Origin of the sequence: Pseudomonas sp. USTB-Z (assembly GCF_019691255.1) — a bacterium.
Taxonomy (GTDB): Bacteria; Pseudomonadota; Gammaproteobacteria; order Pseudomonadales; family Pseudomonadaceae; genus Aquipseudomonas; species Aquipseudomonas alloputida.
Genome location: NZ_JAECZP010000008.1, coordinates 1 through 14,288, shown reverse-complemented (window position 1 = coordinate 14,288; position 14,288 = coordinate 1). Strand labels below are relative to the sequence as shown.

General features: G+C 63.1%; 14 protein-coding genes. 10 read left to right on the top strand and 4 right to left on the bottom strand.

What is annotated here, in order from left to right:
• Positions 1-26 precede the first annotated feature (26 nt).
• The 8 genes from nuoG to nuoN are packed head-to-tail and all read left to right on the top strand — an operon-like array spanning position 27 to position 10,028.
• Positions 27-2,741 (top strand): NADH-quinone oxidoreductase subunit NuoG, encoded by a 2,715-nt coding sequence (nuoG, locus tag I8746_RS11260; RefSeq protein WP_012051769.1) that lies wholly within the window; start codon positions 27-29, stop codon positions 2,739-2,741.
• Positions 2,738-3,745 (top strand): NADH-quinone oxidoreductase subunit NuoH, encoded by a 1,008-nt coding sequence (nuoH, locus tag I8746_RS11255; protein ID WP_003251440.1) that lies wholly within the window; start codon positions 2,738-2,740, stop codon positions 3,743-3,745. Before nuoG ends, nuoH begins: the two co-directional genes overlap by 4 nt.
• An 11-nt stretch (positions 3,746-3,756) precedes the next feature.
• Positions 3,757-4,305 carry an NADH-quinone oxidoreductase subunit NuoI gene (nuoI, locus tag I8746_RS11250; RefSeq protein WP_003251442.1) on the top strand — a complete coding sequence of 183 codons (549 nt, stop codon included), beginning with the start codon at positions 3,757-3,759 and terminating at the stop codon, positions 4,303-4,305.
• A gap of 10 nt (positions 4,306-4,315) precedes the next feature.
• Complete coding sequence (nuoJ, locus tag I8746_RS11245) at positions 4,316-4,816, top strand: NADH-quinone oxidoreductase subunit J (protein ID WP_221100693.1); 501 nt, start codon at positions 4,316-4,318, stop codon at positions 4,814-4,816.
• Positions 4,817-4,819: 3 nt separating this feature from the next.
• Entirely contained in the window at positions 4,820-5,128 is a 309-nt protein-coding gene (gene nuoK, locus I8746_RS11240; protein ID WP_003251446.1) for an NADH-quinone oxidoreductase subunit NuoK, read from the top strand.
• Positions 5,125-6,978: an NADH-quinone oxidoreductase subunit L gene (nuoL, locus tag I8746_RS11235; protein WP_003251447.1), complete on the top strand. Its 1,854-nt coding sequence runs from the start codon at positions 5,125-5,127 to the stop codon at positions 6,976-6,978. The genes nuoK and nuoL overlap by 4 nt, the downstream gene beginning before the upstream one ends.
• A gap of 40 nt (positions 6,979-7,018) precedes the next feature.
• Positions 7,019-8,551: an NADH-quinone oxidoreductase subunit M gene (gene nuoM / locus I8746_RS11230; RefSeq protein WP_003251448.1), complete on the top strand. Its 1,533-nt coding sequence runs from the start codon at positions 7,019-7,021 to the stop codon at positions 8,549-8,551.
• A 7-nt stretch (positions 8,552-8,558) separates the two neighbouring features.
• Entirely contained in the window at positions 8,559-10,028 is a 1,470-nt protein-coding gene (nuoN, locus tag I8746_RS11225) for an NADH-quinone oxidoreductase subunit NuoN (protein ID WP_014861246.1), read from the top strand.
• A gap of 90 nt (positions 10,029-10,118) precedes the next feature.
• On the opposite strand, the gene I8746_RS11220 is transcribed toward nuoN, so the two are convergent.
• The gene (locus tag I8746_RS11220; protein ID WP_004576942.1) at positions 10,119-10,382 is read right to left on the bottom strand and encodes an ogr/Delta-like zinc finger family protein; all 264 of its coding nucleotides are present in this window, start codon (positions 10,380-10,382) and stop codon (positions 10,119-10,121) included.
• 179 nt (positions 10,383-10,561) lie between these two features.
• On the opposite strand from I8746_RS11220, the gene I8746_RS11215 reads away from it, so the two are divergent.
• Positions 10,562-10,942: a helix-turn-helix domain-containing protein gene (locus I8746_RS11215; protein ID WP_180688578.1), complete on the top strand. Its 381-nt coding sequence runs from the start codon at positions 10,562-10,564 to the stop codon at positions 10,940-10,942.
• On the opposite strand, the gene I8746_RS11210 is transcribed toward I8746_RS11215, so the two are convergent.
• From I8746_RS11210 to I8746_RS11200, 3 genes are read right to left on the bottom strand one after another with little or no spacing between them, the layout of a single operon-like run.
• On the bottom strand, positions 10,939-11,301 hold the full coding sequence (locus tag I8746_RS11210) for a hypothetical protein (RefSeq protein WP_180688579.1): 363 nt from the start codon (positions 11,299-11,301) through the stop codon (positions 10,939-10,941). The two genes, I8746_RS11215 and I8746_RS11210, sit on opposite strands and share 4 nt — an antisense overlap.
• Positions 11,294-11,641 (bottom strand): head completion/stabilization protein, encoded by a 348-nt coding sequence (locus I8746_RS11205; protein WP_221100692.1) that lies wholly within the window; start codon positions 11,639-11,641, stop codon positions 11,294-11,296. Before I8746_RS11205 ends, I8746_RS11210 begins: the two co-directional genes overlap by 8 nt.
• Positions 11,642-11,653: 12 nt before the next feature.
• Positions 11,654-11,902, bottom strand: a complete 249-nt coding sequence (locus tag I8746_RS11200) for a helix-turn-helix domain-containing protein (protein ID WP_003251454.1) — start codon at positions 11,900-11,902, stop codon at positions 11,654-11,656.
• Between the two features lie 220 nt (positions 11,903-12,122).
• On the opposite strand from I8746_RS11200, the gene I8746_RS11195 reads away from it, so the two are divergent.
• The gene (locus tag I8746_RS11195) at positions 12,123-14,195 is read left to right on the top strand and encodes a TonB-dependent receptor domain-containing protein (RefSeq protein ID WP_221100691.1); all 2,073 of its coding nucleotides are present in this window, start codon (positions 12,123-12,125) and stop codon (positions 14,193-14,195) included.
• Positions 14,196-14,288 lie beyond the last annotated feature (93 nt).

Sequence of the window (14,288 nt, the reverse complement as noted above, 5' to 3'; positions counted from 1 at the left end):
CGCGGGCCAACGAAGAACTTTGAACAATGGCCACTATCCACGTAGACGGCAAAGCGCTCGAAGTCAACGGTGCAGACAACCTGTTACAGGCATGTCTGTCGCTCGGCCTCGACATCCCTTATTTCTGCTGGCACCCGGCGCTTGGTAGCGTTGGCGCCTGCCGGCAATGCGCAGTCAAGCAGTACACCGACGAGAACGACACCCGTGGTCGTATCGTCATGTCCTGCATGACCCCTGCTTCCGACGGCACCTGGATTTCCATCGACGATGAAGAGTCGAAGGCGTTCCGCGCCAGCGTCGTCGAATGGCTGATGACCAACCACCCGCACGACTGCCCGGTGTGCGAGGAAGGCGGTCACTGCCACCTGCAGGACATGACGGTAATGACCGGCCACAACGAGCGCCGCTACCGTTTCACCAAGCGTACCCACCAGAACCAGGACCTCGGCCCGTTCATCGCCCATGAGATGAACCGCTGCATCGCCTGCTACCGCTGCGTGCGCTATTACAAGGACTACGCCGGTGGTACCGACCTGGGCGTCTACGGCGCCCACGACAACGTGTACTTCGGCCGCGTCGAAGACGGTGTGCTGGAAAGCGAGTTCTCCGGCAACCTGACCGAGGTCTGCCCGACCGGCGTATTCACCGACAAGACCCACTCCGAGCGCTACAACCGCAAGTGGGACATGCAGTTTGCCCCGAGCATCTGCCATGGCTGCTCCAGCGGCTGCAACATCAGCCCGGGCGAGCGCTACGGCGAACTGCGCCGTATCGAAAACCGCTTCAACGGTTCGGTCAACCAGTACTTCCTGTGCGACCGCGGCCGCTTCGGCTACGGCTACGTCAATCGCAAGGACCGCCCACGCCAGCCACAACTGGCCGACGGTACCAAGCTGGGCCTGGACGCCGCCCTGGACAAGGCCGCCGACCTGCTGCGCGGCCGTACCATCGTCGGTATCGGCTCGCCACGCGCCAGCCTCGAAAGCAACTACGGCCTGCGTGAGCTGGTCGGCGCCGAGTACTTCTACTCGGGCATGGAAGCGGGCGAACTGGCCCGCGTACGCCTGGCCCTGAACGTGCTGAACAACAGCCCGCTGCCCGTGCCGACCCTGCGCGACATCGAAGACCACGACGCCGTGTTCGTGCTCGGTGAAGACCTGACCCAGACCGCTGCCCGCGTTGCCCTGGCCGTGCGCCAGGCCACCAAAGGCAAGGCCGAGGCCATGGCCGAAGCAATGAAAGTGCAGCCTTGGCTCGACGCTGCCGTGAAGAACATCGGCCAGCACGCGCTGTACCCGCTGTTCATCGCGTCCCTGGCGGAAACCAAGCTGGACGACGTCGCCGAAGAGTGCGTACACGCCGCGCCGGCCGACCTGGCCCGCATCGGTTTCGCCGTGGCCCACGCCATCGACCCGAGCGCCCCTGCCGTCGCCGGCCTGGACGACGAAGCCAAGGCCCTGGCCCAGCGCATCGCCGACGCCCTGGTTGCCGCCAAGCGCCCACTGGTCGTTGCCGGTACGTCGCTGGCCGACCCAGCGCTGATCGAAGCCGCCGCTAACATCGCCAAGGCCCTGAAGCTGCGCGAGAAAAACGGCTCGCTGAGCCTGGTGGTACCTGAGGCCAACAGCCTCGGCCTGGCCATGCTCGGTGGCGAGTCGGTCGATGCCGCGCTGGACGCAGTCATCAGCGGCAAAGCTGACGCCATCGTCGTGCTGGAAAACGACCTGTACGCCCGCGTACCGGCCGCCAAGGTCGATGCAGCCCTGGCTGCAGCCAAGGTGGTGATCGTTGCCGACCACTCCAAAACCGCCACCGTCGACCGCGCCCACCTGGTGCTGCCGGCCGCCTCGTTCGCCGAGGGTGACGGTACCCTGGTCAGCCAGGAAGGCCGTGCCCAGCGCTTCTTCCAGGTGTTCGACCCGCAGTATCTGGACAGCAGCATCCAGATCCACGAAGGCTGGCGCTGGATGCACGCCCTGCGTGCCACCCTGCTGAACAAGCCGGTCGACTGGACCCAGCTGGACCACGTCACCAGCGCCTGCGCCGAAGCCGCCCCGCAACTGGCCGGCATCGTCAACGCCGCGCCAAGCGCTGCGTTCCGCATCAAGGGCATGAAGCTGGCCCGTGAGCCGCTGCGCTACTCCGGCCGTACCGCCATGCGTGCCAACATCAGCGTGCACGAGCCGCGCACCCCGCAAGACAAGGACACCGCGTTCGCCTTCTCCATGGAAGGCTACTCGGGTTCGGCCGAACCGCGCCAGCAGGTGCCGTTCGCCTGGTCGCCGGGCTGGAACTCCCCACAAGCCTGGAACAAGTTTCAGGACGAGGTCGGTGGCCACCTGCGTGCCGGTGACCCAGGCGTACGCCTGATCGAATCGCAAGGCGACCGCCTGAACTGGTTCAACGCCATTCCGGGGGCCTTCAACCCGGCCCGTGGTACCTGGACTGCCGTACCGTTCTTCCACCTGTTCGGCAGCGAAGAAAGCTCCTCGCGCGCCGCCCCGGTTCAAGAACGCATCCCGGCTGCCTACGTGGCCCTGGCCAAGTCCGAAGCCGACCGCCTGGGCGTCAACGAGGGTGCCCTGCTGAGCCTGAACGTCGCCGGTGTGGCCCTGCGCCTGCCGCTGCGTATCAATGAAGAGCTGGGCGCTGGCCTGGTCGCGCTGCCGAAAGGCCTGGCTGGCATTCCGCCTGCCATCTTCGGTGCATCCGTCGAAGGTCTGCAGGAGGCAGCACAATGAGCTGGTTCACCCCCGAAGTGATCGATGTGATCCTCACCGTGCTGCGGGCCATCGTGGTCCTGCTCGCCGTGGTGGTCTGCGGTGCGCTGCTCAGCTTCGTCGAGCGCCGCCTGCTGGGCTGGTGGCAGGACCGCTACGGTCCGAACCGCGTCGGCCCGTTCGGCATGTTCCAGATCGCTGCCGACATGCTGAAGATGTTCTTCAAGGAAGACTGGAACCCACCCTTCGTCGACCGCGTGATCTTCACTCTGGCACCGGTAGTGGCCATGAGCGCCCTGCTGATCGCCTTCGTGGTCATCCCGATCACCCCGACCTGGGGCGTTGCCGACCTGAACATCGGCCTGCTGTTCTTCTTCGCCATGGCCGGCCTGTCGGTCTACGCGGTGCTGTTCGCCGGCTGGTCGTCGAACAACAAGTACGCCCTGCTGGGCAGCTTGCGTGCTTCGGCACAGACCGTGTCGTACGAGGTGTTCCTGGGCCTGGCGCTGATGGGCGTGGTGGTGCAGGTGGGCTCGTTCAACATGCGCGACATCGTTGAGTACCAGGCGCAGAACCTGTGGTTCATCATTCCGCAGTTCTTCGGCTTCTGTACCTTCTTCATCGCTGGCGTCGCCGTGACTCACCGTCACCCGTTCGACCAGCCAGAAGCAGAACAGGAACTGGCCGACGGCTACCACATCGAGTATGCCGGCATGAAGTGGGGCATGTTCTTCGTCGGTGAGTACATCGGCATCATCCTCATCTCGGCGCTGCTGGTAACCCTGTTCTTCGGCGGCTGGCACGGCCCGTTCGGCATCCTGCCGCAACTGTCGTTCCTGTGGTTCGCCCTGAAGACCGCGTTCTTCATCATGCTGTTCATCCTGCTGCGCGCCTCGATCCCGCGCCCACGCTATGACCAGGTGATGGACTTCAGCTGGAAGTTCTGCCTGCCGCTGACCCTGATCAATTTGCTGGTGACCGCTGCGATCGTGCTCTACAACACGCCAGCCGTCGCGGCCCAGTGAGGATTTGACCCATGTTCAAGTATATCGGCGACATCGTTAAGGGCACCGGCACCCAGCTGCGCAGCCTGGCAATGGTGTTCTCCCACGGGTTCCGCAAGCGCGACACCCTGCAGTACCCCGAAGAACCCGTGTACCTGCCGCCGCGCTACCGCGGCCGCATCGTCCTCACCCGCGACCCCGATGGCGAGGAGCGCTGCGTAGCGTGCAACCTCTGCGCGGTGGCCTGCCCGGTTGGCTGCATTTCGCTGCAGAAGGCCGAGACAGAGGACGGCCGCTGGTACCCGGAGTTCTTCCGCATCAACTTCTCGCGTTGCATTTTCTGCGGCCTGTGTGAAGAAGCGTGCCCGACCACCGCGATCCAGCTGACTCCGGATTTCGAAATGGCCGAGTTCAAGCGTCAGGACCTGGTGTACGAGAAAGAAGATCTGCTGATCTCCGGCCCCGGCAAGAACCCTGACTACAACTTCTACCGTGTTGCGGGTATGGCAATCGCTGGCAAGCCGAAGGGCTCTGCACAGAACGAAGCCGAGCCGATCAACGTGAAGAGCTTGCTCCCATAAGGACAGAAAGATGGAATTCGCTTTCTACTTCGCATCCGGGATCGCCGTGGTCTCCACCCTTCGGGTGGTAACTGGCACCAACCCCGTGCACGCCTTGCTTTACCTGATCATTTCGCTGATTTCCGTGGCCATGATCTTCTTCGCCCTGGGTGCGCCGTTTGCCGGCGCCCTGGAAGTGATCGCCTACGCCGGCGCCATCATGGTGCTGTTCGTGTTCGTGGTGATGATGCTCAACCTCGGGCCGGCTTCGATCGCCCAGGAACGGGGCTGGCTCAAGCCCGGTATCTGGGCAGGGCCGGTGATCCTCGGCACCCTGCTGCTGGCGGAGCTGCTGTACGTCCTGTTCGTCGCCCCGAGCGGCGCCGGCATCAGCGGTACCACCGTGGGCCCGAAAGCCGTGGGCATCAGCCTGTTCGGCCCGTACCTGCTGGTGGTCGAACTGGCGTCGATGCTGCTGCTGGCTGCAGCCGTCACCGCCTTCCACCTGGGCCGCAACGAGGCGAAGGAGTAAATCATGGGTGCTATCCCTCTCGAGCATGGTCTGGCGGTCGCCGGCATCCTGTTCTGCTTAGGTCTGGTTGGCCTGATGGTCCGCCGCAACATCCTCTTCGTGCTCATGAGCCTGGAAGTCATGATGAACGCCTCTGCCCTGGCGTTCGTCGTCGCCGGTGCCCGTTGGGTCCAGCCCGACGGCCAGGTGATGTTCATTCTGGTGATCAGCCTGGCAGCCGCCGAGGCCAGCATTGGCCTGGCCATCCTGCTGCAGCTGTATCGCCGCTTCCACACTCTCGACATCGATGCTGCCAGTGAGATGCGCGGATGAACCTTCTCTTCCTGACTTTCGTCTTTCCCCTCATCGGCTTCCTGCTGCTGTCGTTCTCGCGCGGACGGTTCTCGGAGAACCTGTCCGCCCTGATCGGCGTCGGCTCGGTAGGCCTGTCGGCCGCCACGGCCGCTTACGTCATCTGGCAGTTCAACGTCGCCCCGCCTGAGGGCGGCGCGTACAGCCAGCTGCTGTGGCAGTGGATGTCGGTGGACGGCTTCGCGCCGAACTTCACCCTGTACCTGGACGGCCTGTCGGTCACCATGCTCGGTGTGGTGACCGGTGTCGGCTTCCTGATCCACCTGTTCGCATCCTGGTACATGCGTGGCGAAGCCGGCTACTCGCGCTTCTTCTCGTACACCAACCTGTTCATCGCCAGCATGCTGTTCCTGATCCTTGGCGATAACCTGCTGTTCATCTACTTCGGCTGGGAAGGCGTGGGCCTGTGCTCGTACCTGTTGATCGGTTTCTACTACAGCAACCGCAACAACGGTAACGCGGCACTCAAGGCATTCATCGTCACCCGTATCGGCGACGTGTTCATGGCCATCGGCCTGTTCATCCTGTTTGCCCAGCTGGGCACCCTGAACGTGCAGGAACTGCTGGTGCTGGCACCGCAGAAGTTCCAGGCTGGCGACACCTGGATGGTGCTGGCCACGCTGATGCTGCTGGGTGGTGCGGTCGGTAAATCGGCACAGCTGCCACTGCAGACCTGGCTGGCCGACGCCATGGCGGGCCCGACTCCGGTTTCGGCACTGATCCACGCCGCAACCATGGTGACCGCGGGCGTGTACCTGATCGCCCGTACCAACGGCCTGTTCCTGCTGGCGCCGGACATCCTGCACCTTGTAGGTGTGGTCGGTGGCGTGACCCTGGTACTGGCAGGCTTCGCTGCGCTGGTACAGACCGATATCAAGCGTATCCTCGCCTACTCGACCATGAGCCAGATCGGCTACATGTTCCTGGCCCTGGGCGTGGGTGCCTGGGACGCGGCGATCTTCCACCTGATGACCCACGCCTTCTTCAAGGCCCTGCTGTTCCTTGCCTCCGGTGCGGTGATCGTTGCCTGCCACCACGAGCAGAACATCTTCAAGATGGGCGGCCTGTGGAAGAAGCTGCCGCTGGCCTACGCCAGCTTCGTGGTCGGTGGTGCGGCACTGGCGGCCCTGCCGATCGTGACCGTAGGCTTCTACTCCAAAGACGAGATCCTCTGGGAAGCCTTCGCCAGCGGCAACACCGGCCTGCTGTATGCCGGCCTGGTAGGCGCGTTCATGACCTCGCTGTACACCTTCCGCCTGATCTTCATCGCCTTCCATGGCGAAGCCAAGACCGAAGCCCACGCGGGCCACGGCATCAGCCACTGGCTGCCGCTGGGCGTGCTGATCGTGCTGTCGACCTTCGTCGGCGCCTGGATCACCCCGCCGCTGGCCGGTGTGCTGCCAGAAAGCGCCGGCCATGCCGGTGGCGAAGCCAAGCACGCGCTGGAGATCACCTCGGGTGCCATCGCCATCGCCGGTATCCTGCTGGCCGCCCTGCTGTTCCTGGGCAAGCGCCGCTTCGTCAGCGCCGTCGCCAACAGTGGCATCGGTCGCGTCCTGTCGGCCTGGTGGTTCGCTGCCTGGGGCTTCGACTGGATCTACGACAAGCTTTTCGTCAAACCGTACCTGCTGATCAGCCACATCCTGCGCAAGGACCCGGTTGACCGCACCATCGGCCTGATTCCTCGGATGGCGCGTGGTGGCCACGTGGCCATGAGCAAGACCGAGACTGGCCAACTGCGCTGGTACACCGCCTCTATCGCCGTGGGTGCCGTGCTGGTGCTCGGTGCCGTGGTAGTGGCTGCGGTATGACTATGAATCTTGCGACTTTGCCAAAGGAAACCAACCCGTCATGATTTTGCCTTGGCTGATCCTGATCCCCTTCATCGGCGGCTTCCTGTGCTGGCTGGGTGAGCGCTTCGGCGCCACCCTGCCGCGCTGGATCGCGCTGCTTACCATGTCCCTGCTGCTTGGCATCGGCCTGTGGCTGTGGGGTACCGGCGACTACACCCTTGCTCCCGCCCCGGGCGCCGAACCGGCCTGGGCCCTGGAATACAAAGTCCAGTGGATCCAGCGCTTCGGCATCAGCATCCATCTGGCCCTTGATGGCCTGTCGCTGCTGATGATCCTGCTCACCGGCCTGCTCGGTGTGCTGTCGGTACTGTGTTCCTGGAAAGAGATCCAGCGCCACGTCGGCTTCTTCCACCTCAACCTGATGTGGATCCTCGGCGGCGTGGTCGGTGTGTTCCTGGCCCTGGACCTGTTCCTGTTCTTCTTCTTCTGGGAAATGATGCTGGTGCCGATGTACTTCCTCATCGCGCTCTGGGGTCACAGCTCGGCAGACGGCAAGAAGACCCGGATCTACGCGGCGACCAAGTTCTTCATCTTCACCCAGGCCAGCGGCCTGATCATGCTGGTGGCGATCCTGGGCCTGGTGCTGGTCAACTACAACACCACTGGCGTGCTCACCTTCAACTACAGCGACCTGCTCAAGGCCGAGCTGCCTGCCGGTGTCGAGTACGTGCTGATGCTGGGCTTCTTCATCGCCTTCGCGGTGAAGCTGCCGGTGGTGCCGTTCCACTCCTGGCTGCCTGACGCTCACGCCCAGGCACCGACCGCAGGCTCGGTGGACCTGGCGGGTATCTTGCTGAAGACAGCGGCCTACGGCCTGCTGCGCTTCGCCCTGCCGCTGTTCCCGAACGCCTCGGCCGAGTTCGCGCCGATCGCCATGACCCTGGGCCTGATCGGTATCTTCTACGGTGCCTTCCTGGCCTTCGCACAAACCGACATCAAGCGCCTGATCGCCTTCTCCAGCGTCTCGCACATGGGCTTCGTGCTGATCGGTATCTACTCCGGCAGCCAGCAGGCCCTGCAAGGTGCGGTGATCCAGATGCTGGCCCACGGCCTGTCGGCTGCGGCACTGTTCATCCTGTCCGGCCAGCTGTACGAGCGCCTGCACACCCGTGACATGCGCCAGATGGGTGGCCTGTGGCACCGCATCGCTTACCTGCCGGCCATCAGCCTGTTCTTCGCAGCGGCATCGCTGGGCCTGCCAGGCACCGGCAACTTCGTCGGCGAGTTCCTGATCCTGATCGGCAGCTTCGTGCATGTACCGTGGATCACCGTGATTGCCACCACCGGCCTGGTGTTCGGTTCGGTGTACTCGCTGATCATGATCCACCGCGCCTACTTCGGCCCGGCCAAGACCGACACCGTGCTGGCCGGCATGGACGGTCGCGAACTGATCATGGTTCTGGGTCTGGCGGTATTGCTGATCCTGCTGGGCGTGTATCCGCAGCCGTTCCTCGACACCTCTGCCGCCACCATGAGTGGTGTGCAGCAGTGGCTCGGATCCGCTTTCACTCAACTCGCTTCGGCCCGGTAAGAGCGCTATGGAATTCACCACTCAACACTTCATCGCATTGGCGCCGATGCTGATCACCACCATCACCACGGTGGTGGTGATGCTGGCGATCGCCTGGAAGCGCAACCACTCGCAGACCTTCCTGCTGTCCACCGTGGGCCTGAACCTGGCCCTGCTGTCGCTCCTGCCGGCGCTTAAGGTCGCGCCGCTGGCGGTCACCTCGCTGATCACCATCGACAAATTCGCCTGCCTGTACATGGCGATCATCCTCATCGCGACGCTGGCCTGCGTCACCCTTGCCCACGCCTACCTCGGCGAGGGCTCCAAGGGTTTCCCGGGCAACCGTGAAGAACTGTACCTGTTGCTGCTGATGTCGGCCCTCGGTGGCCTGGTGCTGGTCAGCGCCAACCACCTGGCCGGCCTGTTCATCGGCCTGGAGCTGCTGTCGGTACCGGTCTACGGCCTGGTGGCGTATGCCTTCTTCAACAAGCGATCGCTGGAAGCCGGCATCAAGTACATGGTGCTGTCGGCCGCAGGCTCGGCTTTCCTGCTGTTCGGCATGGCCCTGCTGTACGCCGACGCCGGCAGCCTGAGCTTCGACCAGATCGGCAAAGCCCTGGCTACCACCAGCATGCCAAGCCTGGTGGCCCAGCTGGGCCTGGGCATGATGCTGGTCGGCCTGGCCTTCAAGCTGTCGCTGGTGCCGTTCCATCTGTGGACCCCGGACGTGTACGAAGGCGCTCCGGCGCCGGTCGCCGCGTTCCTGGCAACCGCCAGCAAGGTGGCAGTATTCGCCGTTGTCGTACGCCTGTTCATGCTCTCCCCTGCTGCCAGCAGCGGCGTGCTCAGCACCGTACTGGCGGTGATTGCCGTAGCCTCGATCCTGATTGGTAACCTGCTGGCGCTGACCCAGAGCAACCTCAAGCGTCTGCTGGGTTACTCGTCCATCGCCCACTTCGGTTACCTGGTCATCGCGTTGGTCGCCAGCAAGGGCCTGGCCCTGGAAGCCATGGGCGTTTACCTGGTCACCTACGTGATCACCAGCCTGGGCGCCTTCGGCGTCATCACCCTGATGTCCTCGCCATACGGCGGCCGTGACGCCGATGCCCTGTACGAGTACCGCGGCCTGTTCTGGCGCCGCCCGTACCTGACAGCGGTACTGACCGTGATGATGCTGTCGCTGGCGGGTATCCCGCTGACCGCCGGCTTCATCGGCAAGTTCTACATCATCGCTACCGGCGTCGAATCGCACCTGTGGTGGTTGGTCGGTGCGCTGGTGATCGGTAGCGCCATCGGCGTGTACTATTACCTGCGCGTCATGGTTACCCTGTACCTGGTCGAGCCGAATCTGCGTCGTCACGACGCCCCGCTGAAGTGGGAACAGCGCACCGGCGGCGTCATGCTGCTGGCTATCGCCATTCTCGCTTTCGTACTGGGTGTGTACCCGCAGCCCCTGCTGGAAATGGTTCAGCAAGCGGGCCTGCAACTGATCGGTTGATCACCCCGGCAGCCCCGGTAACAGAAAACACCCCGCCTAGGCGGGGTGTTTTTTTATCTGCACGTTTTGCTACCTGCGCCCACGGGTGCCTCACTCACTCGGGCAGCCCTGACCTGCGCCCGGCAAGGCGGCCTTGCGCAAATCACCATTGGCCGAAGGCAGGTACACTTCCGGGTTGGGCATGCCGCTGGGGGAGAGTTCATGGGTCATTTCGAATTCGGCGCGCACTGACCAGCCACACGCCTCGGTGGTGCATTGCAAATAAGCGATTCGCAGGAAAATATGGCGCCCTTCGCTAGTACGTATGCGCATCCGGCTGTGGCAATGCGGGCAAACCAGCTTGTAAGTACTCACGGCAAGTACCTGCTAGCATTGCCCAGGCTAGCCTGTGTATCAGTATTGGCTGCAACTGTGGGTGTATTCTTCAATTTGATGGTTCTCATTGCAGAAGTGCTCCTTAAAACGCAGGGCTGTATTCATAACGAGTAGTTTAAGCCCATGGAATATCATTAAACCAGTCATGGATATTTGTTATGAGTACTCACATACTTGCTGAGGTGCTCACCCGCCTTAAGCTTCTCACTGGCGCAAACACTGATGCCGAGCTGTCACGTGCACTGTCGGTCAGCCCGCAAACGCTGAGCAGCTGGAAGGTTCGCGAAAGCATTCCTTACTCACTTTGCATAGACATCGCCAAAAAGCATGCATGCTCACTGGACTGGCTATTGCTGGGTCAAGCCGAGCACATCGCCGCCGACCCAGGTGATGCGGGCTGGGAGTGCGAAATGCTCGAACGGCTGCGCACGCTCTCGCACAGCGATCGCCAGGCCATCCTGCTGTTCATCAAGGACAAACAGCGCATCCAGCAGTTGGAACAGCAACTGAGCGAGCTCGGCGGCGCAACCAGTGGCTAACCCCGACGGCGCCAGCGCTGGATGAGTTCGCGTGGGTCGAGTGTATCCAGCCAGACCATGACCTTGAGGCTGATGGGGATCACCACCACAGCGGCCACGAATGCCGCCATGCCCCGGGTCAGTAATGGCACCAATGACGAAACCAGTGGCTCGAACAAATGGCCCACGCCCACGGTCACGAATAGCAGCAGCAGTTTCTTGGCCAGTGTCAGGCGCCTGGCCTCACTGGTGATCAATCGATCGCGTGCCGCGCTCACCAACAATGCTCCCAGCAGCGCGGCGAACAGCACATCGCCATCCACGCCCAGGAACGTCACCAATGCCGGGGCCAGGTGGTCGAAAACAGTTCGCTCAGGCATGCACTTGCCCTCCGCGCGGAACAGGCGGGCAGGCGGTTGAACCCAGGCTGTACATGACCGCCGCTTCGACAAAACGGATGTAGCACACCTGCAAGGCACGCCCATGATCATGCCCGGCCACATCCTCGAGCCGCTTGTAGCCCCGCTCTCGCAGCACTGACCGCCAGCGGGCGAATTCGCGTGCTGCCTCGATAGCAGCGCAGCGCGCGGCCACTTCCAAAGCAGCATCACTGACAGCCCGCGGCAGTTGCAGATGCTCACGCAAACTGCCCAAATCCACTCGCGGCCAGAACGGGTCATGGCAATCGACAAAGCGCGGTAGCCGAGGATCGTTGCTCATGCTCTACCCCCCTTACTGCTCGGCCAGCATGCCGTAGCGAATGGCCTTGATCACAGCTGCCACCCGGGTAGGCACTTCAAATTTGCGCAGGATGTTGGACACGTGAAAGTTGACCGTCGACTCCTTGCATTCAAGGATCTGGCCGATCTCCCACGAGCTCTTGCCATAAGCACACCACAACAGCACTTGCTGTTCACGTGGCGTCAGGCGAACCGGGGCGTCCGCCAAGGGTTGCTGCGAGTGTCGAGCGTTGTCAGTCATGTTTGAACTCCACGGGTGATTGAGCGAGGCATTACTGCCTACCTGCAGTCACCTTACGAAGCACAGGCCACCCACCTCCACCGCCGTGGTTTGTAAAGAACTTTCGTACAAGACCGTATGACGAAGGTTACGCACGATTTGCTGACTTTCTGCGTGCTCCAAGCCGCATTTCGCTCGTCTCAACGCCGTTGTCCATTCGCCTTTCGCCTGGAGTCGTACAATGCGTTCCGATTTACCCCTCTCGTCCTGCCTCGGTCTGCTGGCGGCCTTGGCTGCTACTCAGCCCGCTCTGGGGGCATCCTCGGTCGAATTGGGCCGAGTGCTGATCACCGATGAGGAGCAGAACGAGCTGACGGCAGCCAGCGAGCGCCTGCGTGAAATACCGGGGGCCAGCAACCTGGTGGACATGCAGCGCGTGGGGCAAGGCCGGGTGGCCAGCAACCAGGACGTGCTGGCCTATCAGCCTGGGGTGTTCGCCCAATCGGCAGGCAACGACGGCATCAAGCTGTCGATACGCGGCTCGGGCCTCAACCGCGCGCCGGGGGCGCACGGTTCCGGCGTTTACACGATGTTCGACGGCCTGCCGCTGACCGGCCCGGGCGGCACGCCTTACGAATTGTTCGAATCGCTGTGGCTGAGCCGTGCCGAAGTGCTGCGTGGCGCCAATGGCTTTGACCAAGGCTCCCTGGCCTTGGGCGGTGCCATCAACTACGTCACCCACACCGGCTACGAGGCGCCTGCACTGCAAGTACGCTACGAGGTCGGTAGCCGCGGCTACCAGCATCGGCACATCAGTTCGGGCCAGGTGCTGGGCAATCTCGACTATTACGTGGCCCTGACCGACTCGGAATATGACGGCTACCAGGCGCACAGCAGCGGCAGCGCCAAGGGCATTGCCGCCAATGTCGGTTACCGCTTCAACCCCGACCTGGAAACCCGCTTCTACCTGCGCTACCGGGAAACTGAAAACGAACTGCCTGGGCGCCTGACCAAAGACCAGATCAAGCACCACCCACGCGCGGCCAACCCCAACTATCTGGCACGCGACGACAGCCGCCCGCAACCAGGCAGCACCTGGGTGGGCAACAAGACCACCTTCTACCTCGACGACGAGGCGCGCCTGGAAGCCGGCGTGGTCTATCACGACTACCCGATGGACCTGCGCGAAGGCCCCATGCGCCTGAAGGTCGCCTATACCGATGTCAGCGGTACGCTGAACTATTTCCGCCGCGACACACTGTTCGGGCGCGAGAGCAAGACCACCGTCGGTTGGCGTACCACCAAGCACCTGCCCAACAGCGGCGCTTCGCAATTTACCCGCAATGGCGATGTGTTCGGCGAGCGCACCCGTGACTTCACCTACCAGGGCTCGGACACCGTGCTGCATGTTGGCAACGATCTGGAACTGGTCCCCAACCTGTGGCTGAGCACCGGCCTGGCCATGGTCTACACACGCCGCGAAAGTGACGTGACCTACCCCGCTGAAGGCGGCAAGGTGAGCATGCATGACTGGGACTATGCCCCCCGCCTGGGGCTGCGCTACGACATCCGCCCGGACTTGCAGGTGTACGGCAACCTGAGCCGCTCGGTAGAGCCGCCACACCCGTGGTCGCTGATCTGGAGCGCGCCCAGCACAGGCGGCAAGCAGATCCAGCCGATCGAGATGCAGAACCAGACAGCCACCACCCTGGAACTGGGCGCCCGTGGAGACTCGGCGCTCGGCCGCTGGGACCTGGCCTGGTACTACTCGCAAGTGCGCCACGAACTGCTGGCCGTTGAGGTAGTGCCGAATTTCACCTCGGAATTCAACGCCAGCGCTACCGTGCACCAAGGCGTGGAAGCCGGCCTCGACAGCACCCTGTGGGAACGCGCGGGCACTGGCAAGCTGAGCTTGCGCCAGGCCTACACCTTCAGCGACTTCCACTACCGTGATGACGACACGTTTGGCGACAACCGTCTGCCCGGCATCCCCATGCACTACTACCAGGCCGAGCTGCGCTATGACTGGCCGAGCGGCTTCTATGCCGGGGTCAACACACAAATGGCTTCGAAGGTGCAGGTGGACTACGCCAATAGCTACCACGCCGATGAATATGCCTTGCTCGGCGCACGCGTTGGCTGGGACTCACCGAAACAGGACTGGCAGACCTGGCTGGACCTGCGCAACCTGACCAACCAGCGCTATGCAGCGACCGTGACGCCGGCCTACAACGACGCTGGCCAGGACAATGCCCGTTCGACACCGGGCGAAGGGTTTGGCGTATACGCGGGGGTTTCCTACAGCTTCCGCTGACGGGTAGGCGCGGGGGTTGACCCCCCTGGGGCCGCCAAATAAAAGACGCAGGAGCGGGGAGAACCCCCCCCACACACCGGGGGGGGACACGAG